This is a genomic window from Hoeflea ulvae, from assembly GCF_026619435.1.
GTDB lineage: Bacteria > Pseudomonadota > Alphaproteobacteria > Rhizobiales > Rhizobiaceae > Hoeflea > Hoeflea ulvae.
In genome coordinates this window covers 1,101,793-1,126,366 of record NZ_JAOVZQ010000001.1, presented here as the reverse complement: position 1 = coordinate 1,126,366, position 24,574 = coordinate 1,101,793, and the positions used below count along the sequence as shown (strand labels likewise).

Genomic DNA, 24,574 nt, shown 5'->3' with positions numbered 1-24,574 from the left:
CAGAGGATGCCCACGGGATCCGGTCCGGATGAGCCGGTGTGGTCCCGTTGCCTCAGGCGGTGATCACCATGTTCGGCGACCTGCAGACGACGGCGTCGTTGAGGCCGATGCCAAGTCCCGGCGTTTCGGGAACGGTGAATGTTCCTTGCACCGGCTGCAGGTCGACATCGCACAGTTCGATGTTCCAGGACTTCATCGCATAGGTGTGATGTTCGTGGATGGTGAAATTGGGGATGACGGTTTCGAGATGGAGGGCGGCCGCGGTTGAAATCGGGCTGCCGCAGACATGGGCCTGAATGCCGACATCATACATGTGAGCATAATCGCAGACCTTTTTCGCCTCGGTCAGCCCGCCCGTCAGTCCGATATCGGGCTGCAGGACATCAAGGCTCTGGCTTTCCAGATAGGGGCGCAGGCCGGAGCGGGTGTAAATGCGCTCGCCGCCGGCGACCGGGATGCGGGTGCCCTGGGCGAATTTTTCGTGCAGCTTGGGGTTCTGGTAATTCACCGGCTCCTCATAATAGAAGATGTCGAGATGCTCGCAGGCACGTGCAATCTGAAGCGCCGAGGTGACGCTGGTCGCCCCGTGCACTTCGAGAATGATGTCGACATCGCTGCCGATCGCATCACGAATGGCCTCGATACGGTCGACATACATGCGGATCTGGGCGGGCTGGAACATCCGCGTGAGATCGTAATGGCGCTTGCCTTCGGCATCGAACATCAGCGGGTCGACCTTGACGCAGCTATAGCCTTCGGCGACTGCGCGCAGCGCGGCCTCTGCATAGTCCTTCGGATCGGTCAGGCTCTCGACCTGCTCCTGGCCCCAGCCGAATTGCAACTGGCTGGCATAGGACCGCAGCGACGGATTGGTCTTGCCGCCCAGAAGCTTGTAAACGGGAAGGCCGGCAGCCTTGCCCCTGATGTCCCAGCAAGCCATGTCGATGGCGCTCATGGCAGCGAACACCACCGCACCGCCGCCCAGGCCCCAGAAGGATTCGCGGTACATCCGCTCCCACAGCAGCTCGGTGTCCGTCGGGTCCGCGCCCAGGGCAAAGGATTCCACCAGGTTTTTCGTCAGATGAGCAGCGCCGCTGCGCCCCACCCCATAGGCCATGGCCGCTTCGCCGACACCGGTCAGCCCCTCATCCGTGGTCAGCCGCAGCAGAACCGGATGCCACGACTTGCGCCTGGGGCAGTCGATGTCAAAGATTTCGGCCTTTACAATTTTCATTCTCAGCTTTCTCCTGCGCCTTGCGCCGTTTTAAGTTCCCGGAAGCGGGAGGAGAAAAGCTCGGCCTCCCTCCCATGTGTCTGCACGATCTGGCGGGCGACCAGCCAGGAGCTCATCAAATGCTCCTCGAGCAGGGCCCCCAGCCCCGGCCCGTCGCGCCGGCCGAGCCGGTCAAGGATCTGCTCATGCTCGGCGGCCGAGGCGGCCCAGCGCTCGCTGCTGGTCACGCCAAGCCGGTTGAAATAGTTGTAGACTGTCATGCGCAACGAGGTGTTGGCGTAGTAATCGACCAGCACCGGATTGCCGCTGAGCGCCACGATGTCGCTGTGAAACAGGCGGTTCATCTCCCACCAGCCGGTGGCATCGCCCTGGCGCCGCAGCTCCTCCATCCGCGCGCAGGTCGCAGCAAGCGCGGCTATCTCGTCATCGCTGGCGCGCGCGGCGGCCAGTTCGCCGGCGCGCCGCTCGAAAATTCCGCGCACCTCCAGCATCGCCCTGATGTCGGCGTCGCTGAGCACGGTGACGATAGCGCCGCGACTGGGCGACGTCTCGATCAGCTTCTCGCCTAAAAGGATCGACATTGCCTCGCGCAAGGGCGTGCGGGTGATTCCCAGCCGGTCCATGATCTCGCGTTCGTTCAGCTTCTGCCCGGGCAGAAGCTGACCATTGGAAATCTGGTCGCGGATCTGATCGGCGACCATTCCGGAAAGCGGTTGACGCGCAGCCATGCAAAACTCCTCTTCACCCATTCATATACGAAAATTGTCTTTTTCATATACGAAAAGAAAAATTATAGTTCTGGCCAGCCATGGCGCGGGTGAACGGCATCGCGCCGCGGCCGGGCCGGCCCTTGACCGGGCACAGCCATGCCGCAGCCACCGGTCCATCATTGAACCAGCGGCGAACGATCTGCATTGAGGGACGACAGGATTGGGCAGTAAACCGTCAAGAATCACCCGGCGCCACAGGGCGCAGGAAATCCTTTTGCCAATAGCCGTGCGAACGCCCCGCTGAATGTGGGGGCTGCGAGGCGGTGCGCATGCCCGTCATCGCATCTGCGCAGGCAACCACAGCGCCAGGTCCGGAAAGGCAATCACGACAGCCAGGATCAGCACCTGCAGGCCGACGAAAGGCCAGATCGAGGCGAAGATTTCCGACAAGGTCACATCAGGCGGAGCCACGCTCTTGAGATAGAAGGCCGACGCACCGATCGGGGGCGTCAGATAGGCGATCTGCATGCTGATGCAGAAAACAACGCCGAACCAGATCGGATCGTAGCCAAGCGTTTGCACGACGGGAAGAAACACCGGCATGGTCAGGATGGCGATGCCGATCCAGTCCATCACCATGCCGAGCAGAAACAGCATGAAGACGATCACCAGCAGGATGCCCAGCGGCGGCAGGTCGACCGAACCGATCAGCCCCGCCAGATAGCCGACACCGCCGGACAGGGAATAGATGCTGATCAGCGAATTCGCACCCAGGAATACCCATAGGACCGGCCCGATGGCACGCCCGGTCTGCAACACGGTGTCATGCACATCGCGAAGTTTGAACCGTCCGTTGACGATCACCGCCAGCAATGCTCCGGCAACGCCGATGGCTGCGGCTTCCGTCGGTGCTGCTATGCCGAAATAGATGGATCCCAGCACACCGCAAATGATCAGGGCCGGCAGAATGAGCCCGGTGCCCAGCAGCAGCTTCTCCCGCATCGGCATATCCAGTTCGGCGCGGCTTGGCGGTGGCGCCAGTTCCGGCTGAAGCTTTGCCCGGGCGACGATATAGGCGGCATAACTCAACGCCAGCAGCATTCCCGGCACGAGCGCGGCGGCAAAGAGCTGGGCAATGGATTCGCCGGCGATAAGTCCGTAAAACACGAGCACCAGACTGGGAGGTATCATGGCGCCCAGTGACCCGCTGGCGCAGATCACGCCCAGTGTCAGCCGCTTGTCATATCCCCTGGCCAACATGGCCGGCAAGGCTACCAGCCCCAACGTGATGATCTCGGCGCCAACGATGCCGACCATGGCCGCCATGATCGCACCGGCAACGACGCAGCCCACACCCATGCCGCCAGGCAGGCGTGCCGACCAGATGTGAAGCACCGTGAACAGCTTTTCGGCCACACCTCCCTTCTCCATCAGGATCCCCATCAGGATGAAAAGCGGAACGGCGATCAGGATGTAGTTGGTTGATGCCTCGTACAACCGATTGGCGATCAACAGAATGCTGTTGAAACCGAACTGGGACATGCCCAGCACGATTGCCGTTGTCAGCGTGGCAATCGCCAGCGGAATTCCGAGTGCGATCAGGACGAACAGCAGCCCCAGAACCAGGTAGGTGGCGTTTTCAGCTCCCATTGCGACGACCGATATCCTTTAGAAGATGAACAATGGCCTGAACCGCAAACAGGGCGAGGCTGACACAGAGAATGACTTTGAGAATGGTTGGAGAGGTGGTGTTCCAGTTGGTGCCGGTACGCTCCGGAATGCCCAGAGCGCGTTCGGCCTGAAACAGGGCCCAATAGCCGACCATGCAGCAGGTCACCGCAACGACGCCGCGCTCGAACAGTGTCAGCAGATACTGAACACGGGCCGGCAACTTGTCGTAGAGGACGGTGATGCGGATATGGCCGTTGGAGGCATAGGCTTGCGGGCCGGAGAGAAGGTAGTGAATGCCCGCAAGCAGGATCACCAGTTCGGTGGTCCATTGGGTCGGCGCGTTGAAGAAATAGCGCGCACAGACTTCGCCGAATGTCAGCACCGCGATGACGGCGTAGACATAGGACACGGCATTGCCAAGCCGCTGGTTGAACAAGGTAAACATGTGCGCGCCAGTTCTGTTGCCGGGGGATTGCCCTTACAGCAGTCCCTTGCCCTTCAGGAAGGTCTTGTGGGTTTCGATGACCTTCTTGGCCAGATCGCTCTTGCCGGCCCATTCGTCCCAGATCTCGACGGCGACCTTGCGGTATTCGGCGCGGTCTTCGTCGCTGAGCGCAAACACCGAAAGGCCGATTTCGTCGGCTTTCTTCATGACTGCCTCATCACCGCGCATGGCGTTCATGATGTTGCGAACCATGACTTCGCGCATGTTGGTTTCAAGGATCGACTGGATATCGGCGGGCAGTTCGGCCCAACGATCGGCATTGACCGAGAAATCCCAGATTCCGTTGGAATGGGGGCTGTTGATCAGGGTGTGCTTGACGATGTCATAGTCGCCGACCTGGAAATTGTAGGACAGCGAGCCGTCGTCGGCCGCGTCGATGACGCCCTTTTCGAGGGCCGAGAAAACCTCGGTCTGCGGCATGACGATCGGAACCGCACCGAACCGCTCCCAGATGAGCGAGCCCATGCCTGGAGGGGTGCGCAGCTTCAAGCCCTTGAAATCGTCCCAACCGTTGAGCGCAACCCGCGACGGCACGGCTTCCCAGGACCCGGTGCCCACACCGACGGTGAACAGGCCCTGAGTGGCATAGGCCTCGCGAACGAGGTCGAGCCCGCCGCCATAATACATGAATTCAACGGTCTGGAAGCGATCGTCATAGGCGCCGGGAAGATCTCCCAGTGGCGAAAACCCGGGATCGATACCGGCATAGACCGACGGATAGGAAACATGGCCATCGACGATGCCCACGCGCACGGAATCCAGTGTCTGGTTCAGCGCCACGACAGCACCGGCAGGAAGCATCTCGATCTTGAGCCGACCGCCGGACTGGGTTTCCACCCGCTCGGACAGTTCGACCACGCTTTCAAACAGCGCATTGCCGGGCAGCCAGCCGGTTTGCACCCGCCAGGTAATGGTTTCCTGAGCAACACTCTCGGATTTCAATCCACCGCACAGCAGCAATGCCGCGCCGAGACCGGCCAACAGAAAATTCCTTTTGATGGACATGCGTCAAATTCCCCTTTTTGCGCCAGGCCCCATGCCTTGGCAATTTGTACTTAATATGAACATTTGTGCGGATACGTCAATAATTTAACTTTCTCCCCACGTATTGTTTTCATATGCTTTGCGACAGGCGGACAGCTGTTCGGCAATCGCGCTTGGTGTTGAAGGGAAATCCGGAATGAGACAGTCGGCTGAACTCGGATCGATGGTGGCACGTCAGGAGATCACCGATGTCCTGGTCGCCTATTGTTGTCATCTCGACCGCATGGAACTCGCCGCGCTTGCGGCATTGTTCACCGCCGATTGCAGCGTCATCTATGGCGAAGGGCCAGCCCTGGCGGCAAACGGACGACCACAACTGGAGCAATCGCTTGCGCGGATGTGGCGCTGGAAACGCACTGCCCATCACCTGGCCAATGTCCGGATCACATTTTCACAAGATGACGAAGCACAGAGCGAAAGCTATGTGCACGCCTGGCACGAGGCTCCCGACGGACGGACCGCGACCATATTCGGCCGCTATCTCGACCGGTTTGTCCATACATCCGGGGGATGGCTGATTGCTCAGCGCCAGATGGAGATGAACGGCGCAGATGCGGGGTTCAAACTTCCGATACCGCAGGCGCCGCGCGCCTCACCACCGGCGGGATGGCGGCCACCAGCCGGCCTCGACTGAGGCGACGGGATCCGCCGAACCGCACATCGCAACCGGTCGGCTCAGTCGAGATATCCGGCAAGCCGTGGCAGGATCAGCGTGATCACCGGCAGAAACGAGACCACAAGCAGAACGAAGGTCATCCAGGCCCAGGGCTGCACCACGTGCCGGACCACCGACAGGAAAGGTCGCTGGGCGATGGTGGCGGCAACGAACACGGCCCCGCCCAAAGGCGGCGTCACCATGCCGATGGCGCAGTTGAAGACCATGATGACGCTGAAATGGACCGGATCAATTCCATAGCTCACGGCAATCGGCAGCAGGATGGGGCTGAGCAGCAACAGGATTGCAAGGCTTTCCATCACCATGCCGAGGGCCATCAGCAGCAGGTTGACGATCAGCAGGAAGGTCCAGAAACTGCCGACATTGACCACGAACCACTGCTTGATCAGCTCGGGAACACCCGCATCCGCGATCAACCAGTTGAACGTGGTGGCCCCGGCGACAAGGATCAGGATGCCCGACGTGAAGGCGCTGGCCTTGACCATGGCCTTGACCAGACGATCCCAGGTCAGTTCGCGATAGACAAACAATCCGACCAAAAGCGCATAGACCACCGCGCTTCCCGCCGCCTCTGTCGGCGTAAAGACGCCGCCCAGGATGCCGCCCATGATGACCACGGCCATGCCAAAGGCAGGCATGGCCGACACGAAGCTGCTAAACAGCAGGCGCAGGCTGAAAGGTTGGCTGGCGCGGTATTGCGGCCCGCCCTTGCTGGCATGACGAAAGGCGATGGCGAAGAGACCCGGCAGGACCAGAAGCCCCGGCAGGATACCGGCGAGAAACAAGGCGCCGATCGACAGATTGTTGACCACACCGATCAGCACCAGCATGAGGCTCGGCGGAATGATTTGCGCCAAGGTGCCCGAACAGGCAATCAAGGCGGCGGCGAAATCGACATTGTAGCCGCGCCGGCGCAATTCGGGCTGCAGAACGGCGGAAACCGCGGCTGTATCTGCGCTGCCCGAACCCGACATGGCGGCCAATGCTGTGGCAGCGACGATGGCTACCATGAGGAGGCTACCCGTGACCCAGCCGATCAGCGCGATCGAGAAATCGACGATGCGCCGCGACAGCCCGCCGGCATCCATCAGCAATCCCGCAAGAATGAAGAACGGGATTGCCATCAGGGTGAAATTGTTCAGACCGGTGTAGAACCGGTGGGCAATGAGCACGAGCGGCAGATCGGCATAGATCACCGCCGCCAGCGCCGTCAGGCCGAGAACGAAGAAAATGGGTACGCCGCCAGCCAGAAGCAGCAGCGCCAGACCGCCAAGCGAAGTCATGCCACGTCTTCCTTTTCATAAACGGGGCTGAACGGGGCAGCCCAGTTCTCCACGACACGGAGAACAACTTCCAGCGCCATGAAAGACATGCCGACAGGGACGGCAGAAAAGACGATCCACATCGGTAGCAGCAATGTGGGCGAGGATTGGGAGGCGCCCTGTCGCGTCAACAGGACGCCGCCATAAATGAGCACGGCCAGGAAAAGCAGCGATCCCGCGGCGATGAGCACCGACACCAGGCGTGCACTCCGCAGTGACAGCCGCGCAGGCAATGCATCGACTGCGAAAACCGCACCGTGACGCAAGGCCAGGCCAGCCCCGATGCAGGCCAGCCAAACCTGGGCGAACGCGGCCGTTTCAACCGCGTTGCCCACCTTGATCGGCAAGACATAACGGCCAAGCACCTGAACCATGACCGCAACCACCATGAAGCCGAAACAGATCACGGCGATACCGGTTGTCAGGCTGCGCAGGGTTGCGATTGCACGTTTCATGGGGCTTGCCTCTGACAGAAATCAGTTGGTGATGAGGCTCAACATCTGCTTCTGTTCGTCCGTGGTCATGAACTCATCATAGATCTTCTGAGCCGCCACCCGGAACGGTGCGGGATCAGGACGGGTGACGGTGACGCCGTTTTCCTGAAGCACCTCGAGAAGCTTGTCATCGCTCGCGCGCCAGTCATTCTGCTGGTCCATTCCGACCTTGCGGCCGGCCTCCAGCAGTGCTGCCTGAACGTCAGCATCAAGCTTCTGGAACACGCGTTCCGAAATCACGATCGGGTTGGTGTAAAACAGCCAGCTGACCTGGGCCCAGTTGGGGGCGACTTCGTAGAATTTCTGGGTGAAATAATTGGTGTTGGCGGCATCCGCCCCGTCGACCACGCCGGACTGAAGCGATCCATAGACCTCAGGATAGGCGATCGCGGTGGCATTGGCGCCAAAGGCATTGAAGGTAGCCACATGCACCGGGTTCTGAACGGTGCGGATCTTCTGACCGACCAGATCGCTTATGCTGTTGACCGGGCTCTTGGTCATGATGTGACGTGGCCCCGAGGTCATGAAACCAAGCAGGCGAATGCCCTTGGGCGCAGCCGCAGCACTGAGTTCATCGAAGATGGGGCCGTTCAGCACGGTGCTGTAATGATCCCAGTCGCGAAACACGAAAGGCATGTTCAACACGTTCATTTCCGGCACCCAGTTCGCCAGCACGGCTGCGGACGGTGGCGCCATGTCGATGGTCCCGAGCAAGATGCCTTCGACGACGTCGACCTCGCCGCCGAGCTGCGAGTTCGGGGCGATCTTGACCGTCACGTCGTTGCCGGTGGCCGCAGCGACCATTTCCGACAGCGCAACAGCCGCTCGGTGATTGGGGTCATCCTCAACAGAAAAATGCGCAAACCTCAAAGTGGTGTCTGCAAAGACGGGCAAACCGGATGCCATGGTGAGGCCGACAGCAGCAAGAAGGCTGCGCCCGAGGTTTGATTTGGCACTGTTGAACATGAGAGTGACTCCTTTTTTGATGTTCCCGAAAATGATCATTATGCGAACATTTGTGCGCTGTACATACAAAATTGAGATACACCCCTCTTATCCCGAAGCACAATCACGGGCGGAAGCGGACGCGCCTTCGACCCTATCGCCGGAATGTAGATGGATGGATTGACGGGCTCGTTCGACGAATATTGAGCTGTGCATATGCCGTGAGCTGCGGTGTCGGAGACCGCAACGAAGGCGGCCCTATCGGGCTTGTCTCCGGATCAGCTGGCAGAAGATCCGGCGGATCAGGCCTTGGCGACATCCAGGGTGCCAGATGTTTCGCGGACCGTCAGTTCGGCGGAGACTTCGGAGAGGGTGACGGGCATGTTTGGCTCGCGAATGCGGTCGAGCAGGACAAGCGCCAGGCGGCGTCCGAGCTGGTAGGGCGATACGGCCATGGTTGTCAGCGCCGGGGTTGCCACCGCCGCGTCCTCGATATCGTCGAAGCCGATCACCGAAATGTCCCGGCCAGGCTGCAGTCCCGAGCGGATTAGCGCATGGCATGCCCCCAGGGCCACCATGTCGCCATTGCACACCACGGCAGTCGTCTCCGGATGTGTCCGCAGCAGCTCCAGCATGGCGTTCAGTCCGGCAAGCTTGGTGTCGGCAGAATCCCAGATGATCGGCGCCGAAATCCCCAGATCGGACATGACCTGCCGATAGCCCGCAATGCGTTCCCTGCGCACCGCCGTCATCGTCGTGCCGCCGAGATAGGCTATGCTTCGATGTCCGAGACCGACCAGGTATCTTGTCGCCACGGCCGTGGCCGCAGCGTTCCGGATGCCGACATGATCAAACAGGTTGCGGTCGAGCGGCCGGAGAAAGGTCACGGTCGGAATGGCATGGGCGACGAGGAAGTCAATCGTCTCCTGCGTGGTGTCGAGCGCCGGGACCCAGAGCAGGCCACCGCGGCCATTGCGGATGAAGGCTTCGAGGTGACGGCCCTGGCGGCCGGCATCATCCCGCGCGTCAAGGACGGAAACCAGATATCCTTCAGCCTCGAGCAAATCGCTGACGCCACTGATGACCTCGGCATTGAACGGATTGGAGACCTGGCTGATCACGAAGCCGATCTCGCGATTCTGCCCCGAGCGCATCGACGCCGCACGCGCGTCCGGCACATAATGAAGCTTGCTTGCTGCCTGCAGAACCCTCTTGCGGGTCTCTTCGGATATCCGGCCGGTGCCACGCATGACCTGGCTGACCGTCGGAATCGAGACGCCCGCTTCCTTCGCCACAGTCTGCAGTGTCGGCCTTTCCGCCATCCTTTGCCACATCCCCAGATATATCGATTTCGCTATTTATTTCTTCCGTTTAGAAGAAAATTCGATCCAGATCAACCGATGCACGCCGTGCTGATGTCCAGGCTCAAGAATAACTGCGATAGCCTCTCTTGACAAGGATATAACGATGTATCATGATTTTGCCAGTCCTTCAGAGACGATTGCCCGGCATTTCAGGCAGCGCCGTTTCAGGAGGGCCGAGAGGCAGGTGACCGCCTTGGGTGGAGCATCTGTCGCGACGGTTTTCGCGTCGGAGGAGGTTCGACGTTCGATCAGCACCCCTGGGAGGAATTCATGACTTTGAGACCTACACTTACAGCCGCCGTTTCCGGCCTCGCCATTTTCTGCACAGTCGCCGTCGCCCAGGCGGACGTACTGTTCTGGTCAACACAGGCGCGTCCCGTCGAGGAAGCGCAGGCCATGCGCGAAAAGGTGCTCAGCGGCGCGCCGGCGACGGTCGACTACCAGCCGAACGAAGACGGCCCCTGGCTGACCCGGCTTCAGGCCGAGTTCCAGGCCGGATCCGGATCGATCGGCGTTCTGGGATCGCTGCACGGCAATTTCTCCGGAATCGACCCCGACAATCTGGTCGATCTCGATGATCTCGGCGTGGCCTCGAACAGCGCCACCTTCAACAATCTGGCCAAGCTTGGCACCGGGCACCTGCAATATGTGCCGTGGATGCAGGCGACCTACATCATGGCGGCCAACAAGGAGGCGCTGCAATATCTGCCGGACGGCGCCGACATCGACGCGCTGAGCTATGACCAGCTGATCGCGTGGACCGCCAATGTGCACGAAGCCGCCGGTGAACCCAAATTCGGCTTTCCCGCCGGCCCCAAGGGCCTGAAGCATCGCTTCTTCCAGGGCTACCTGTATCCCTCCTACACCAATGGCGTGGTCCGCACCTTTGCCTCGGACGCCGCGGTGACCGCATGGGAAAAATTCCGCGAGCTCTGGGCGCACACCAATCCGGCCTCGACCAATTTCTCGTTCATGCAGGAACAGCTCCTGTCGGGTGACGCCTGGATCGTGTTCGATCACACCTCGCGCCTTGCCCAGGCATTCAACGAGCGCCCCGACGATTTCGTCGCCTTCCCTGCCCCTGCCGGACCAACCGGCCGCGGCTTCATGCCGGTTCTGGCCGGCATCGCAATCCCGAAAACCGCACCCGACATGGAGGGCGCCAAGGAACTGGTGAAATACATGCTGACGCCGGAAACCCAGATTGCCACTTTGCGGGCGACGAGCTTCTTTCCCGTCGTCGATGTGGACATGCCCGATGACCTGCCGCCGGCAGTCCAGGCGGCGGGTGCTGCGGTTGCCAAGATGAGCGGCTCGGCCGACGCCAATCCCGGCCTTCTGCCTGCCGGACTGGGCGACAAGGGCGGCGACTTCAACCGCGTCTTCGTCGACAGCTTCGAACGCATCGTCCTGGCGGGCCAGGACATCCGCATGGTGCTTGACGACCAGAAGGGCCGGCTGAGCGAGATCATGGAAGAAACCGGCGCGCCCTGCTGGGCCCCGGATGCCCCGTCCGACGGCGCTTGCCCGGTCGAGTGACCGGCGCCTGACGCCACCCCTGTCCGGGCTGCTTCAAGCCCGGACACCCCCGAGCGAATTCAACTCCGGCGCCGTGCGCCAACATGGGAGCAATCCGATGAACGCCCGAATTCTGCCTTATGTCCTGATCCTGCCGGTCACCCTGTTTTTGGGGGTGTTCTTTCTCTACCCCTTCGTGCTCGTGGCGCAGCAGGCGTTCAGCACCGGCGACGGCTTCACCCTGGACAATTTCCGGGATGTCGTGAGCTACTGGAAGTTCCCGATCTCGCTCAAGAACACCTTGCTGCTGGCGGCCCTTGTCGTTCCCCTGCAGCTGGCGCTGTCGCTGTTGATGGCGACCATGGTCAGCCGGATGCACCGGGGCCGCGACATGGTGCTCTACATCTGGACGATCCCGCTCGGCATTTCCGATCTCGCCGCAGGCATCATCTGGTTGGCGATCTTCGAGCAGTCGGGTTTCCTCAATTCGATGATGAGCGGGCTCGGCGTCATCGACCGGCCGATGAATCTTCTGTCCTACCAGCATCCCGGAATTGTCTTCCTGGCGATCGCGCTGGCTGAAATCTGGCGCGCAACCGCCATCATGCTTGTCATTCTCGTCGCCGGGATCGGCCTGATCCCGAAGGAATATTACGAAGCAGCCGAAGTGTTCGGCGCCTCGCGCTGGAAGCAGTTCCTGCGCATCACGCTGCCGATGCTGCGGCCCTCGCTGCAAACCGCGCTGATCCTGCGCGTGGTGCTGGCCTTCGAGGTCTTCGCCGTGGTCGCCGCCCTTGGCGGAACCCTGTTCCCGGTGCTGATGGGCGAAATCTATTCCTACCAGTTCGATCTTCAGAACAATGGCGCCGCAGCTGCCCTTGCATTGATCGTGCTCGCCATCTCGATCTTCTTCACCCTGATCATCCTGCGCGTGCTGCGCGTTCCGAAAGGAGCCTCGATATGACTGACTCTGTCGCAATCGCCGCACCCGCCGGGTCAACCCGCAAGGCAGGCCGCTATGTCTATGCCGCCTCTGTGTTCCTGCTTTGCGCCTGGGTGATCGTGCCGCTGTATTTCCTGTTCATCAACACGCTGTCATCACCCGAGACGGTCAACAGCTTCCCGAAATCCTTCGTTCCGGAGTTCGATCTCGGCAGCCTGACCTTCTTTGCCGGATTCAACGGCATGCTGACAGCGCTGAAGAATTCGATCCTGGTGGCCGGAATGACGATGGTGCTTTCCATCGTCATTGGAGCGCCGGCGGGCTATGCCCTGTCGCGGTTTGACTTCCGGGGCAAGGAACTCTTCCGGATGCTGGTCCTGTTGACCCGCGCCTTTCCGCTGCCGCTTCTGGCGCTACCGCTGGCGGTGCTGTTCATCCGCACGGGTCTCGATGACACCGCCTTCGGGCTCGCTCTGGTCCACACCACACTGGCGATCCCCTTTGCCGTGCTGATCACCTTCTCGCTGTTTTCGGGCATACCGATCGAGCTGGAGGAAGCGGCCTGGACCCTGGGCTGCACACGGTTCACCGCTTTCACCAAGGTGGTGCTGCCGCTGATCCTGCCCGGCATCACGGCTTCGGCGATCTTCGCCTTCGTGATTTCGTGGAACGAGGTCTTCGCCGCCGCGGTGCTGACCATCGAGAACCGGACCCTGCCGGCCTTCCTGCTGCAGACGCTGGGCGAAGCGCCGCTGCATCTGAAATTCGCCGGCGGCTTCATCCTCGTCCTGCCGGCGCTGATCTTTATCTTCGCGGTGCGCAAATATCTCTTCGCCATGTGGGGCATCGCCAACCGCTGAGCGGGACGCGACCAGACAAAGGAACCAGTGAAATGGCTGAAATCCAGATCAAGAACGTCGCCAAGAAATTTGGCACCTACCAGGCCCTGCACGACATCAATCTGACTGTTGCCGACCAGGAATTCATGGTTCTGCTTGGTGCCTCCGGCTGCGGCAAGACCACGCTGCTCAGGATCGTCGCCGGGCTCGAGACCGCCACCACCGGAGAGATCTGGATCGGCGGACGCCGGGTCGACCACCTGGCGCCAAAGGACCGTGGCATCGCCATGGTGTTCCAGAACTATGCGGTCTTTCCGCATCTGACGGTGTTCGAGAACATCGGCTTCGGTCTCAGGATGCAGAAGCTGCCCAATGACGAGGTCAAGCGCCGGGTCGAACGAACGGCGACGCTGATGCATATCGAGCAATTGCTCAAGCGCTATTCCGGCGAGCTGTCGGGCGGTCAGCGGCAGCGCGTGGCGGTCGCCCGGGCGCTCGCCATGGAGCCCGACGTGATCCTGATGGACGAGCCGCTCTCCAATCTCGACGCGCTGCTGCGGCTGGAAATGCGCGCCGAGCTCAAAGGCGTGCTGGCCGACAGCAAGACCACGACGATCTACGTGACCCACGACCAGGTGGAGGCGATGAGCCTTGCCGATCGCATCAGCGTGATGCATCAGGGCAGGATCGTCCAGGCCGCAACCCCGATCGAGGTCTATCGCAATCCGGCCGCCGAATTCGTCGCCAGCTTCATCGGAAACCCGCCGATGAACTTCCTCAACGCCACTCCCATGGGCGCCGGCAAGTGGCGCGTGGCGGGGCAATTGATGGATGGCCCGAACACCGAAAAGGCGGCCCTGCAGTTTGCCATCCGGCCTGAAGATCTCCGGCCCGCCGAAACCGGCCTGATCGCAACCGCCAAGGTGGTGGAGCCATTGGGTGCGCATCTGTTGGTGACCTGTGACGTGGACGGCAGTTCGTTCCGCGCCGTGCTCGACAGTGACCTGACCGTCCGTCCCGGGGACAAGCTGACACTCGCACCGCAACCCGACCGCGTTCGCTGGTTCGACCCTGAAACCACACTCGCCATCGCCTGAGAGACAAATATGAAACATGCATTGATCGCGCAGGCGGAGCAGGTGCTCCGCCGCAACGACCGTGGCACCTACACCGTGCCCACCCATGGCCTCTACCCGTTCCAATGGAACTGGGACAGCGTGCTGAGCGCGCTCGGATTCGCGCATTTCGACGAGGCGCGCGCCTGGACCGAAATCGACACGCTGTTTGCCCATCAATGGGAAGACGGAATGGTGCCGCACATCATCTTCCATGAGCGGGACGAGGGCTATTTTCCCGGACCGGATGTCTGGTCGACGGGCCGCGCTGTTCCAACCTCGGGCATCACACAACCGCCTGTGGCCGGATTTGCGGTTCGCCGCATGGTCGACAATGCGAAAGACAAGGACCTGGCCACCCAACGGGCCAGGGCGCTGCTTCCGCGCATCCATGCATGGCACCGGTGGTTCTTCAACAGCCGCGACCCGGAGGCCAGCGGGCTGGTGGCGATCATCCATCCCTGGGAATCGGGGCGCGACAATTCCATCGACTGGGACGCGGCGCTGGCGCGCGTGCCGACCGAGGGAGTGGAACCCTTCACCCGCCGCGACATTCAGCACGCAAATCCCGCCCACCGCCCGACCCATGCGCAATATGAACGCTATATCTGGCTGGTGCAGACGTTCCGCAGCCTGGGATGGGACAACACCAAACTGCATGACGCCTCGCCGTTCCGCGTCGTCGATCCCGGCTTCAACGCCATCCTGATCCGGTCCTGCGCCGATCTGGCCGAACTGGCGGAACAACTGGGTGAGCCCGAGATTGCAAAGCAGTCGCGTGATTTCGCCACCCGGGGCATTGCCGCGCTGGAGAAGCTGTGGAGCGACGCCCACGGCCAGTATCTTTGCCTCGACCGAAGCACGGGCGAGCTGATCGACAGCCCGTCCATCGGCGGGCTTCTCGCGGCATTTGCCGCGGTCCCGACCGAAAGGGCAGCGGCGATTGCCCGGCGCATCGACAAACTGGGCGACGCCGCAAAATTCCTCGTCCCCAGCCACGATCCCTCGGCGCCGGAATTCGATGATCTGCGCTATTGGCGCGGACCGGTCTGGCTGATCGTCAATTACATGATCGCCGACGGTCTAAGCACGGCCGGCCAGCACGCAACCGTCGAGCGGATCATCGCCGACAGCCTCGCGCTGATCCATGAAAGCGGCTTTGCCGAATATTACAGCCCGATCACCGCCGAACCCTGCGGTGGCGCGCATTTCACCTGGACGGCGGCCATGGTGCTGGAATTCCTGGCCCAGCCCGCGGCCGTGGCATGAAACGCTCGCGCATCAACGAGATCATGGCGGAGGCAGACGCGATGATCGCCTCTTTCGGTTTCGTCCTGCCGCCCTTCGCCTCCTGGACCCCCGACGAATTCATTGCCAAACGGGACATCGCCAGCAATGTGATCAGCGCCCGCTGCGGCTGGGACATCACCGATTACGGTGCTGGCCGCTATGACGAGATGGGCCTCTTCCTGTTCACCCTGCGCAACGGGCGGCTTGCCGACCTTCAGCGCGGCGGCGGTATGTGCTATGCGGAAAAACTGCTGATCTCGAAGCAGGAACAATTGAGCCCGATGCACACCCATGTGATCAAGGCCGAGGACATCATCAACCGCGGCGGCGCGACGCTGGTCATCGAGCTGTTCGGCTCCGATGATGAGGGCCGGTTCGACGAAGACAAGGGCGGCACGGTCTGGTGCGACGGCATAAGGCGTGACTTCGGCCCCGGCGAGAAGCTGAAGCTTGCGCCCGGGGAAAGCGTCACGTTGATGCCGGGCGACTGGCATGCCTTCTGGGGCGAAGGCGGTGATGTGCTGATCGGCGAGGTCTCGACCGTCAATGACGACGAGACCGACAATATCTTCCGCGACCCGATCGGCCGCTTTTCCGAGATCGAGGAAGACACGGCGCCGGCCCACCTGCTGGTCAGTGATTATCGCAGCTGGCTGGCCTGACATGGTTGCCCGGATCCGGGACTGCCAGATATCGTCCCGCTGATCGCGGGCAGCCAGCACACCTGCCTGATGTCCTGTGATCACACCGCAGCCGACAAGCTGCACTTCGTTCAAAAGGCTTTGGTACCGCCGGCGTGCCAAAGCCGGACTGTTCTGCCACTCACGCCTGTGACAAGCCGGTCCGGCGGGCGAGAACGCGCTCGATGGCGGACAGCCCGTCATAGAGCAGCACCGCGACCGCACCGACGATCAAGCCACCTTGCAGCACGAAGGCGGTATTGTTGGATTGCAGGCCGGCGATGATGACCTCGCCCAGTGTCTTCGCCGCGACCGTGGAGCCGATCGTTGCTGTTGCCAGACTGACGACCACCGACAAACGGATGCCGGCCAGAATGATCGGCATGGCAAGCGGCAGCTCGACCCGCCACAGCCGCTGCCGGCCCGTCATGCCCGCACCGCGCGCGGCTTCCAACACCGGACCCGGCAAGGTCGCAAATCCGGTCAGGGTGTTTTCGAAGATCGGCAGCAGCCCGTAGAGGAACAGGGCCACCAGTGTGGGCTTTTCACCAAAGCCGAGCACCGGAACGGCGAGCGCCAGTACCGCGACCGGCGGAAAGGTCTGGCCGACATTGACCAGGCTGCGCGACAGCGGCAGGAATTCCGCCCCGAACGGGCGGGTGACCAGAATGGCCAGCGAGACGGCCACCACGGTCGCCGCCGCGGTGGCAATCGCCACGGTACGCAGATGCAGCAGGGTCAACGTCAGCAGGCTGCCTTGATTGTAGATCACCGGCGCATTCTCCTGGGCCAGGGGGCTCAGCAGCGGCTCGAACCAGTCCGGCGACAGCAGAAAGGTCAGCAGCAGGAACAACAGGCAGGCACGTGCAAACCATGGAAACCATGTCCCCGTCATGGCCCGGCAGCCCTGCGCGACAGGGCTTCGAGCGTCACCTTGCCGAGCGACGAGCCATCGTCATCCACGACGGGGGCTGCCTGGCGGCCGCTCCACAACAGCTCGGACAAAGCATCCCTTTGGCTGGTGGTGGCCGACAGCGGCGCGCCTTGCGCCGTGCCCGGCTCGACCACGTGTCCCACCGTGTCGATCGACAGCAGTCGGAAGGCCCGCTCGTTCTCCCCGATCAGGCTCCGGACAAAATCCGTGGCCGGCTGCCTCACCAGATCCGAGGGCGTGGCGTATTGCACAAGCGCGCCTGCATCCATCACCGCGATACGATCGGCCAGGTGAAAGGCTTCATCCATGTCATGCGTGACCAGGATGATCGTGGTTCCGAACAGTTTCTGGATTTCCAGCAGATCAATCTGCGCCTTGGTGCGGATGATCGGGTCGAGCGCCCCGAAAGGTTCGTCCATCAAAAGCACATTGGGTTCAGCCGCCAGTGCCCGCGCCACGCCCACGCGCTGCTTCTGGCCGCCGGACAGCTCATGCGGAAAACGATCGGAAAAGGTCGCGGGATCAAGCTGGAACAGCTCGAGCAGTTGCGCCACCCTCGCCGTGATCCTGGGCTTGTCCCAGCCAAGCAGATCAGGGACGGTGGCTATGTTCTGGGCAACGGTGCGATGGGGAAACAGCCCGTGCCCCTGGATTGCATAGCCGATGCGACGGCGGAGCTCGAAACCCGGCAGCGTGCTGATGTCTTCGCCATCGATGCGGATCGTGCCGGAGGTCGGCTCGACGAGCCGGTTGATCATGCGCAGCAGCGTGGTCTTGCCCGAGCCCGAGGTGCCGACCACCACGGTGACGCTGCGCGGCTCCACCACCATCGAGACATCGGCGACGACGGTGGTCTGGTCATAGCGCTTTGTGAGACACTCGATTTCAATCATCTGGCCAATCCGCCTTTCCCTGCTGGCGCATACAAGTCGACAAGCGCATCCATGACGGTGGCCGAGGCAAACGCCAGAACCACCGTCGGCACCGCTCCGAGAAGCACCAGGTCCATGGCCGTCTGCCCCATGCCACTGGAACACGAACACGCCGAAGCCGCCGCCGCCGATCAGCGCGGCGATGGTCGCAAGACCGATATTCTGCACCAGCACGATCCGGATGCCGGTCAGGATCACCGGAAGGGCAAGCGGCAATTCGATCCGCATCAGCCGCTGAGCCCCGGTCATGCCGACGCCGCGCGCCGCCTCGTTGGCTTCTCGCGGCACGCCGGCCAGGCCGACAACCGTGTTGGCCACCACCGGCAACAGCGAATAGAGAAACAGCGCCACAAAGGCGGGTGCGGCGCCGATGCCGCGAATGCCGAGCGCGCTGGCGCCCGGAACGTTGATCGCCACCCAGCTCAGCGGGGCGATCAGGATTCCAAACAGCGCGATCGAGGGAATGGTCTGGATCAGGTTGAGCACGTTGAGCACACCCGCACGCAGCCGCTCCACCCGGTGGCAGAGGATGCCGAGCGGGACGCCTACCAGCGCGGCAACCGCCAGCGACCCCACGGCAAGCAGGACATGCCGCAGCGCCTCGGCCCAGAAGGCATCGGCACGGCTGGCATACTCTTTGAGGATCGAGAGGCTGGCCCAGAGGCCGGAGCTCAGACAGATGCCGACGGCTGCCAGCGCCACGGCAAGCAGGGCGACACGGGTGAGCGGTTTCGGATTGAGGCGGGCAATGGCATCGGCGGCCATCAGGGCAAAGGCAAAGACCAGCACCCAGAAGCCGGATGACGGGGCGATGCGCGCGTAACTGTCGCCCTCGGGCGTCAGGTTGGCAGCGGCGATGCCGATGGTGATGGCCAGGCCCGCGAGCATGGCCGCAGCAACCAAGAGCCTCAGCAGGATCGGTGCGCGAAACAGCGCGATCACACCGGCCCCGACCAAGGCAACCGCCAGCACCATGCCCAGGACCGGCGGCAGTGCCTCCAGCAGGAAGCGGCCTTCGCCGGGCACGATGCGATTGGCACGAAAGGTGACAAAAGGGGCGGCACCGGCGCCATAGGCGACCATGAGAGCAAGGACCACGCCAAGCTTGTCCAGGCGAAGACCCAGGCCTTTTACTCCGTCGGAACCGGACGCGGCCTGCTTCCAGGAATCAGAGGCAGACCGCACCATCCTATTTCAGAAAGCCGTTTGCTTTCAGGAAGTCATCAGCCACCGCCCTGGCCGGCTCGCCGCCGACCTGGACGCGGCCGTTGAGATCCTGAAGCGTGACGAGATCGAGCTTCTCGAATACCGGCTTGAGCAGCGCCTCGATCTCCGGGTGCTCAGTGAGAACCGCCTCGCGAATGATCGGCGCCGGCTGATAGACCGGCTGCACCGATTTGTCGTCCTCGAGCACGACCAGGCCGGACGGGGCGATGCCGCCGTCGGTGCCGTAAACCATGGCCGCATTGACGCCGCTGGTCTGGTTGGCCGCAGCCCCGATCGTTGCGGCGGTGTCACCGCCCGACAGGGTGATCAGCTGATCCGGCTTCAGCGTGAAACCATAGGCGGTCTGGAAGGCCGGCAGCGCGGCCGGCGAATTCACGAATTCGGAAGAGGCCGCCAGCACGACATTGCCGCCATTTGCGACAAAGGCGCCGAAATCACTGAAGGTGCTGATCTGGTTGGCTTCGGCCAGATCCTTGCGGACTGCGACCGCCCAGGTGTTGTTGGCCGGCGACGGCGTCAGCCAGACAATCTTGTTGGCCTCGTAGTCGAGCGATTTGGCCTCCGCATAGGCCTTCGCGGCATCCGTCCAGAGCGGGTCATCCGCCTTCTGGAAGAAGAAGGCGGCATTGCCGGTATATTCGGGATAGATGTCGATCTCGCCGGCGGTGATCGCCTGGCGCATGATCGGCGTGGCACCCAGCTGCACCCGGTCAGTGGTCTCGATGTTGTTGGCATTGAGCACCGAGAGGATGATGTTGCCAAGCACACCGCCCTCGGTATCGATCTTGGACGACACCACCACCTGCGCCGAGGCGGAGGCCGCCGTGACAAGGAGTGCGAGGGTGGTTGCGATCATGTTCGGTCGAAAGCGCATTGTCGCTGTCTCCTTCAAGAGAGTTTACCGCCAGGGGCAGTATTGGCATATCCGCGATAAAACGCGAAGCACGACAGCGCATATATGTCCGCGATCGGCAAAGGACAGGGCACCCAGAAATTTTTCGCCTTGCCTGCCTGCGGCCGGAAAAGCTGCGGAACCGATGGTGGAAGGAAGCCGAAGTCATCCGCCGGGCTGTCGTGACACATGTACGGCTTCCCCAACGTCGAGAATCCGTTGCAGCAACGCGGCACCGGGATCAGCGACAAAACAGTGAAGTTCCAGGGGAACAAGTTCGATCCGGTTTTGCCGCGAAATTCAAACAACGAGTTTTGGGAATGCAATCACGCGTCTAGCGATGGCATCCGGATGGAGGCTTCCTGAAAATCGCTGGCGAGCTGCGGACTATGTGAAAGTTGTTTTCCGTGCGTTTCTCCATGGCTTCTATCCATAGCAAGGCAAGTAATCGGTCCACGAGAAGGGCAAGGTTCAAACACGGGGCAGCTCTTTATGAAATATCCTGTACCGCCGGGTCAGTTCTCGGTGGAAGCCAACACCTGATATTCCAGTGTGTAGAATGCTGACTGCATATCCTGTGGGTCGATGAAAGTCGCCAAACCGCCACCATTGACGAGTGTTTCGAGCACGGGTTCAAGCGCCGCAATCGATGAGCCTTCAACAAGAATGATACGGTCAGGCAGCCCGATCATGCGCCCGCGTTGGAGCGACGTGTTCCCAGAACTCAATACCGGATCACAGAGGAACTCGTGGCTGCCAACAACGCCCGGGAGACTTAGGAGCGGGCTTAGCAGTGGCGACAAGTCGGGCGTGTCTTCGGGGTCGGCTGCATAGCGCAGCGCCAGCAGATTCCCGCCATCCGCATATCCCTCGGAAAACCGAACGCGACAGATACCGCGCATGTTGTTGCGGAAAAACGGAAGGACTTTCAGCGACCACTCGGTCGGCTCGCTCAGGCGATCGAAATAAGCCTTGCTGACGAGCGTCTCGGGTGTCTCGGTCTCATAGAGCGTCAGAAACTCGACGCCTTCACCGACCGCGATGTATCTCCGACCACGCCGGAATCCGGGAATTCCCATTCGTTCTTGCATGTGCTCGCGCGGATGCCATTCAAAAAACTCGTCCCGCATCTCTGGCGCGATGTCATTCCAGATCGCATTGATCCCTGCTCCGATCAAAGGCATGATGTAACTCCTGTGTCTGACTGACGTCTATCAAGCCTTGGCCAAGCGCCTGAGGCGCAGGTCGCAGTCCGGGTTTATGGCGTGGTCCGGCATGCTCCCGGACAGAACTGCGCGGGTCTGTGCCACGGTATTCAGCGGCTGGCGCGACTGCGCTTCGCGCGTAAGGTTGCCGATATGCGGCGTCGCGATGACGTCACGCCGGGCCGCCAACTCAGGCGTCGGCATATTGTCGGGAGCACAGCCCACGTCCATCGCCACCCCGGCAAGCCGACCAGAATCCAGCGCCGCGACAAGCGCCACTTCGTCGATGACGTCCCCGCGCGAGCAGTTGACCAGGAAGGCGCCATGTTTCATGCGTGCGATGCGCTGCGCGCTGATCAACCCGCGTGTGTCGTCGCTGGCGATAAGGAGCGGCACAAGGAAATCAGACTGTTCGACCACCGAATCCAGTTCCGCTGCGACAGCTGGCGCCGTAACTGTTGTAAAAGGATCGTGGGCGAGGACGCGCATGTTCATCACGTGGAGGATCTCGGTCAGACGCCGGGCAATACGACCGTAGCCGATCAGGCCGACTGTTTTTCCGGCCAGCTCAACGCCCTGCAGCGGACCCGGGACATGGCCCTCACGATAGCCGGTCACGTAGTCAGGGATGCGGCGGGCTGCGTTGATGATGTGACCCAGCACCAGTTCAGCGGTGGAATCCACATATCCTGCTGGCGTGCGCGTGACGAGCACTCCGGCTTCGCTGGCAGCCGCGACGTCGATGTAGCGGATATCGACGCCGCTGCGCACCACGGCCAGAAGGTCCGGCAGTGCTGCGAATTCGCGTGCGCCAACCGGCGTCTGACGGTCGAGAACGATCACTTTGCAGCCCTTGGCAGCCGCGATCAGCTGTTCGGGCGTGAAGATCTTTTCAGCGTCATTCAGGATCACCTCGCCCGCCTCGCGCAATGCGGCCAGCGCAGTCTCGCCGTACCAGTTTGCGCGGGCGGTAACCGGATGGGTCAGGAGGATGTGGGATGGCTTGGACATATAAAAACCTCACTGGATTAAGGACGATTGCCGTCGGTGTCAGCCGCAGGATCTTCAACTGGCTGGTTTGCGCGGCGAGCGTTTCGGATCGAGGCCACCGCGCTCAGAAAAAGTGCCGCAACCGCCACGGTCAGGAAGCCACAGCTGATCGGGCGCTCGACAAAGACCATCGGATCACCCGACGACAGGAGCAACGCCCGTTTGAGGTATTGCTCCATCAATGGTCCGAGGATGAAGCCAAGGATAAGCGGCGCCGCCTCGAAGCCCAGCGAAAGCATGAAATAGCCGACAACGCCGAAGACGATCATGATGCCGATATCGACCGCGTTGTTGTTCACGCTGTAGACGCCGATGCACATGAACATCAGAATGGCAGGCAGCAAGACCTTGCGCGGGATGGCCAGGATTTTCACCCACAGACCGATCAACGGCAGGTTCAGGATCAACAGCATCAGGTTTCCGATCCAGAAGCTCGCGACGAGCCCCCAGAACAGCTTTGGCTGAGCTTCGATCAGGTTCGGCCCGGGCTGAATGCCGTGCATGATCAGCACGCCGAGCAACAGTGCCATTACTGCATCGCCCGGAATGCCGAGCGTCAGTGTCGGCACGAAGGCCGTCTGCGCCGCCGAGTTGTTGGCCGATTCCGGCGCGACGACACCTTCGATTGCTCCCTTGCCGAACCGCGACGGATCGCGCGCCACCTTTTTCTCGAGGACATAGGCCATGAAGGAAGCGAGATTCGTTCCGGTGCCTGGAAGCGGGCCGAAGAAAGCTCCGACGGCAGTACCACGCAAGAGTGGTGCAACGGATGACTTCAGGTCCGCCCGCGTGGGTATCAGCGAGCGTAAGCGTACCTTGCCGATATGGCTGCCGGAATCGCCACTTCGCATGCTGGAAATAACCTCCGAAACGCCGAACAGCCCCATTGAAAGCGCCACGAGGTTGATGCCGTCAAAAAGCGACATTGAACCGAATGTATAGCGTTGAACTCCAGTCTGGACGTCGCTGCCTACCAGGCCTAACGCCAATCCGACCAGCACCATCGCGATGCCCTTGACAGGCGGCCCCGAGGCCAGCGTTGACGAAGCAACCAACCCAAGGAACATCAGCGAGAAATACTCGGCCGAGGTGAAGGACAGGCCAATCCGCGACAACGACTGCGCAAAGAGCGTCAGGACGATGATGCCGCAAGTTGCGCCGAAGAAGCTCGCGATAGTGGTCATTGCGAGTGCCACGCCGGCCCGGCCTTGCTGAGACATCGGATAGCCATCCAGGCATATCACTGCAGCCGAAGGCGTCCCGGGCAAGTTCAGCAAGATCGAAGCGGTCGAACCACCGTATTGTGTGCCGTAATAGATGCCTGCCAACATGATCAGCGCGGTCTCAGGCGGGACGTAAAAGGTCAAGGGCATAAGCATCGAGATCGCCGCAAGCGACCCGACGCCCGGAAGCACACCCACCAGCGTGCCAAGAAACACGCCGACAAAGCAGTAAAACAGGTTGAGAGGATCGATGGCGGTTGCGAAACCACCTGCAAGGTTCGGAAGCAGGTTTTCCATCAGACCCCCCAGCGCAAGGCGGAGAGGTTCAGACCGAGCCCCACAATGAACAGCAAATAGGCCAGGATCGCCAGCCCCGCCGCTATCACGGCAGCCTGAGGCCAGGTCGTGTCACTGCGCGCGGCAAGACAGGTCAGGATCAGCACAACAACCGCAGGAATAATGCCGAAAGGGCGGACCAGCAGGGCAAAGGCGACAAGCGCGCAGAGGGTCCAGAACATCGCTCTGAGATCTGGTTTTTTCCACGCCTTGTCGCGCTCCTTCCAGATTCCGGCGAGCAGAATTATGCCAGCTAGCGAAGTGATCATCAGTCCGACGACAAGCGGGAAAAAGCCCGGACCCATCTCGCTCAGGGTCCCCATTCGATAGCCGAAAGCCTTGACTGTGTAGAATATTCCAAATGCTCCAAGCGCCAGACTACCAGTCAGCTCAACCCGGTTTACTCTTTTCATCATGTGTCCTCC

Annotated in this window: 23 protein-coding genes and 1 pseudogene; 7 read left to right on the top strand and 17 right to left on the bottom strand. The window is 61.5% G+C overall.

Annotated features, from left to right (window positions below; genetic code table 11):
• Window positions 1-52 precede the first annotated feature (52 nt).
• The 5 genes from OEG82_RS05340 to dctP all read right to left on the bottom strand — a co-directional run bounded on the left by OEG82_RS05340 (window position 53) and on the right by dctP (window position 5,125).
• Entirely contained in the window at window positions 53-1,234 is a 1,182-nt protein-coding gene (locus tag OEG82_RS05340) for a mandelate racemase/muconate lactonizing enzyme family protein (protein ID WP_267611402.1), read from the bottom strand.
• Window positions 1,235-1,236: 2 nt separating this feature from the next.
• Complete coding sequence (locus OEG82_RS05335) at window positions 1,237-1,962, bottom strand: GntR family transcriptional regulator (RefSeq protein WP_267611401.1); 726 nt, start codon at window positions 1,960-1,962, stop codon at window positions 1,237-1,239.
• Window positions 1,963-2,280: 318 nt separating this feature from the next.
• Window positions 2,281-3,594: a TRAP transporter large permease gene (locus OEG82_RS05330; protein WP_267611400.1), complete on the bottom strand. Its 1,314-nt coding sequence runs from the start codon at window positions 3,592-3,594 to the stop codon at window positions 2,281-2,283.
• Window positions 3,584-4,060, bottom strand: a complete 477-nt coding sequence (locus OEG82_RS05325; protein ID WP_267611399.1) for a TRAP transporter small permease subunit — start codon at window positions 4,058-4,060, stop codon at window positions 3,584-3,586. The genes OEG82_RS05330 and OEG82_RS05325 overlap by 11 nt, the downstream gene beginning before the upstream one ends.
• Window positions 4,061-4,093: 33 nt before the next feature.
• Window positions 4,094-5,125: a TRAP transporter substrate-binding protein DctP gene (gene dctP, locus OEG82_RS05320; protein WP_267611398.1), complete on the bottom strand. Its 1,032-nt coding sequence runs from the start codon at window positions 5,123-5,125 to the stop codon at window positions 4,094-4,096.
• A 175-nt stretch (window positions 5,126-5,300) separates the two neighbouring features.
• Between dctP and OEG82_RS05315 the strand changes: the two genes are divergently transcribed.
• Window positions 5,301-5,798 carry a nuclear transport factor 2 family protein gene (locus OEG82_RS05315; RefSeq protein ID WP_267611397.1) on the top strand — a complete coding sequence of 166 codons (498 nt, stop codon included), beginning with the start codon at window positions 5,301-5,303 and terminating at the stop codon, window positions 5,796-5,798.
• 41 nt (window positions 5,799-5,839) lie between these two features.
• Here OEG82_RS05315 and OEG82_RS05310 read toward each other — a convergent pair whose 3' ends face one another.
• The 4 genes from OEG82_RS05310 to OEG82_RS05295 all read right to left on the bottom strand — a co-directional run bounded on the left by OEG82_RS05310 (window position 5,840) and on the right by OEG82_RS05295 (window position 9,923).
• Window positions 5,840-7,123 (bottom strand): TRAP transporter large permease, encoded by a 1,284-nt coding sequence (locus OEG82_RS05310; RefSeq protein WP_267611396.1) that lies wholly within the window; start codon window positions 7,121-7,123, stop codon window positions 5,840-5,842.
• Window positions 7,120-7,617, bottom strand: coding sequence for a TRAP transporter small permease (locus OEG82_RS05305; protein WP_267611395.1), 498 nt, complete (start codon window positions 7,615-7,617; stop codon window positions 7,120-7,122). Before OEG82_RS05305 ends, OEG82_RS05310 begins: the two co-directional genes overlap by 4 nt.
• A gap of 21 nt (window positions 7,618-7,638) precedes the next feature.
• Window positions 7,639-8,622, bottom strand: coding sequence for a TRAP transporter substrate-binding protein (locus OEG82_RS05300; protein WP_267611394.1), 984 nt, complete (start codon window positions 8,620-8,622; stop codon window positions 7,639-7,641).
• A gap of 281 nt (window positions 8,623-8,903) precedes the next feature.
• Complete coding sequence (locus OEG82_RS05295) at window positions 8,904-9,923, bottom strand: LacI family DNA-binding transcriptional regulator (RefSeq protein ID WP_267611393.1); 1,020 nt, start codon at window positions 9,921-9,923, stop codon at window positions 8,904-8,906.
• Between the two features lie 312 nt (window positions 9,924-10,235).
• Here OEG82_RS05295 and OEG82_RS05290 point away from each other — a divergent pair, with 312 nt between their 5' ends.
• The 6 genes from OEG82_RS05290 (at window position 10,236) to OEG82_RS05265 (ending at window position 16,332) form a co-directional block, all read left to right on the top strand.
• A complete protein-coding gene (locus tag OEG82_RS05290; protein WP_267611392.1) occupies window positions 10,236-11,504 on the top strand; it encodes an ABC transporter substrate-binding protein in 1,269 nt (422 codons plus the stop codon).
• Window positions 11,505-11,601: 97 nt separating this feature from the next.
• Complete coding sequence (locus OEG82_RS05285) at window positions 11,602-12,447, top strand: carbohydrate ABC transporter permease (RefSeq protein ID WP_267611391.1); 846 nt, start codon at window positions 11,602-11,604, stop codon at window positions 12,445-12,447.
• The gene (locus tag OEG82_RS05280) at window positions 12,444-13,286 is read left to right on the top strand and encodes a carbohydrate ABC transporter permease (RefSeq protein WP_267611390.1); all 843 of its coding nucleotides are present in this window, start codon (window positions 12,444-12,446) and stop codon (window positions 13,284-13,286) included. Before OEG82_RS05285 ends, OEG82_RS05280 begins: the two co-directional genes overlap by 4 nt.
• Window positions 13,287-13,318: 32 nt before the next feature.
• A complete protein-coding gene (locus tag OEG82_RS05275) occupies window positions 13,319-14,362 on the top strand; it encodes an ABC transporter ATP-binding protein (RefSeq protein ID WP_267611389.1) in 1,044 nt (347 codons plus the stop codon).
• A 9-nt stretch (window positions 14,363-14,371) separates the two neighbouring features.
• Window positions 14,372-15,649, top strand: a complete 1,278-nt coding sequence (locus OEG82_RS05270; RefSeq protein ID WP_267611388.1) for an amylo-alpha-1,6-glucosidase — start codon at window positions 14,372-14,374, stop codon at window positions 15,647-15,649.
• Window positions 15,646-16,332 (top strand): D-lyxose/D-mannose family sugar isomerase, encoded by a 687-nt coding sequence (locus OEG82_RS05265; RefSeq protein WP_267611387.1) that lies wholly within the window; start codon window positions 15,646-15,648, stop codon window positions 16,330-16,332. The genes OEG82_RS05270 and OEG82_RS05265 overlap by 4 nt, the downstream gene beginning before the upstream one ends.
• 160 nt (window positions 16,333-16,492) lie before the next feature.
• On the opposite strand, the gene OEG82_RS05260 is transcribed toward OEG82_RS05265, so the two are convergent.
• The 8 genes and pseudogenes from OEG82_RS05260 to OEG82_RS05225 all read right to left on the bottom strand — a co-directional run bounded on the left by OEG82_RS05260 (window position 16,493) and on the right by OEG82_RS05225 (window position 24,565).
• Complete coding sequence (locus OEG82_RS05260) at window positions 16,493-17,245, bottom strand: ABC transporter permease (protein WP_267611386.1); 753 nt, start codon at window positions 17,243-17,245, stop codon at window positions 16,493-16,495.
• Window positions 17,242-18,177 (bottom strand): ABC transporter ATP-binding protein, encoded by a 936-nt coding sequence (locus OEG82_RS05255; RefSeq protein ID WP_267611385.1) that lies wholly within the window; start codon window positions 18,175-18,177, stop codon window positions 17,242-17,244. Before OEG82_RS05255 ends, OEG82_RS05260 begins: the two co-directional genes overlap by 4 nt.
• A pseudogene (locus tag OEG82_RS05250) lies at window positions 18,174-19,299 on the bottom strand (ABC transporter permease). Before OEG82_RS05250 ends, OEG82_RS05255 begins: the two are co-directional and overlap by 4 nt.
• 106 nt (window positions 19,300-19,405) lie before the next feature.
• Window positions 19,406-20,317, bottom strand: coding sequence for a glycine betaine ABC transporter substrate-binding protein OsmF (gene osmF / locus OEG82_RS05245; protein ID WP_267611384.1), 912 nt, complete (start codon window positions 20,315-20,317; stop codon window positions 19,406-19,408).
• A 533-nt stretch (window positions 20,318-20,850) separates the two neighbouring features.
• Window positions 20,851-21,519, bottom strand: a complete 669-nt coding sequence (locus tag OEG82_RS05240) for a DUF4286 family protein (RefSeq protein ID WP_267611383.1) — start codon at window positions 21,517-21,519, stop codon at window positions 20,851-20,853.
• A 30-nt stretch (window positions 21,520-21,549) separates the two neighbouring features.
• Entirely contained in the window at window positions 21,550-22,551 is a 1,002-nt protein-coding gene (locus tag OEG82_RS05235) for an NAD(P)-dependent oxidoreductase (protein ID WP_267611382.1), read from the bottom strand.
• A 17-nt stretch (window positions 22,552-22,568) separates the two neighbouring features.
• Window positions 22,569-24,110: a tripartite tricarboxylate transporter permease gene (locus OEG82_RS05230; RefSeq protein WP_267611381.1), complete on the bottom strand. Its 1,542-nt coding sequence runs from the start codon at window positions 24,108-24,110 to the stop codon at window positions 22,569-22,571.
• The gene (locus OEG82_RS05225; RefSeq protein ID WP_267611380.1) at window positions 24,110-24,565 is read right to left on the bottom strand and encodes a tripartite tricarboxylate transporter TctB family protein; all 456 of its coding nucleotides are present in this window, start codon (window positions 24,563-24,565) and stop codon (window positions 24,110-24,112) included. The genes OEG82_RS05230 and OEG82_RS05225 overlap by 1 nt, the downstream gene beginning before the upstream one ends.
• Between the last annotated feature and the right edge of the window lie 9 nt (window positions 24,566-24,574).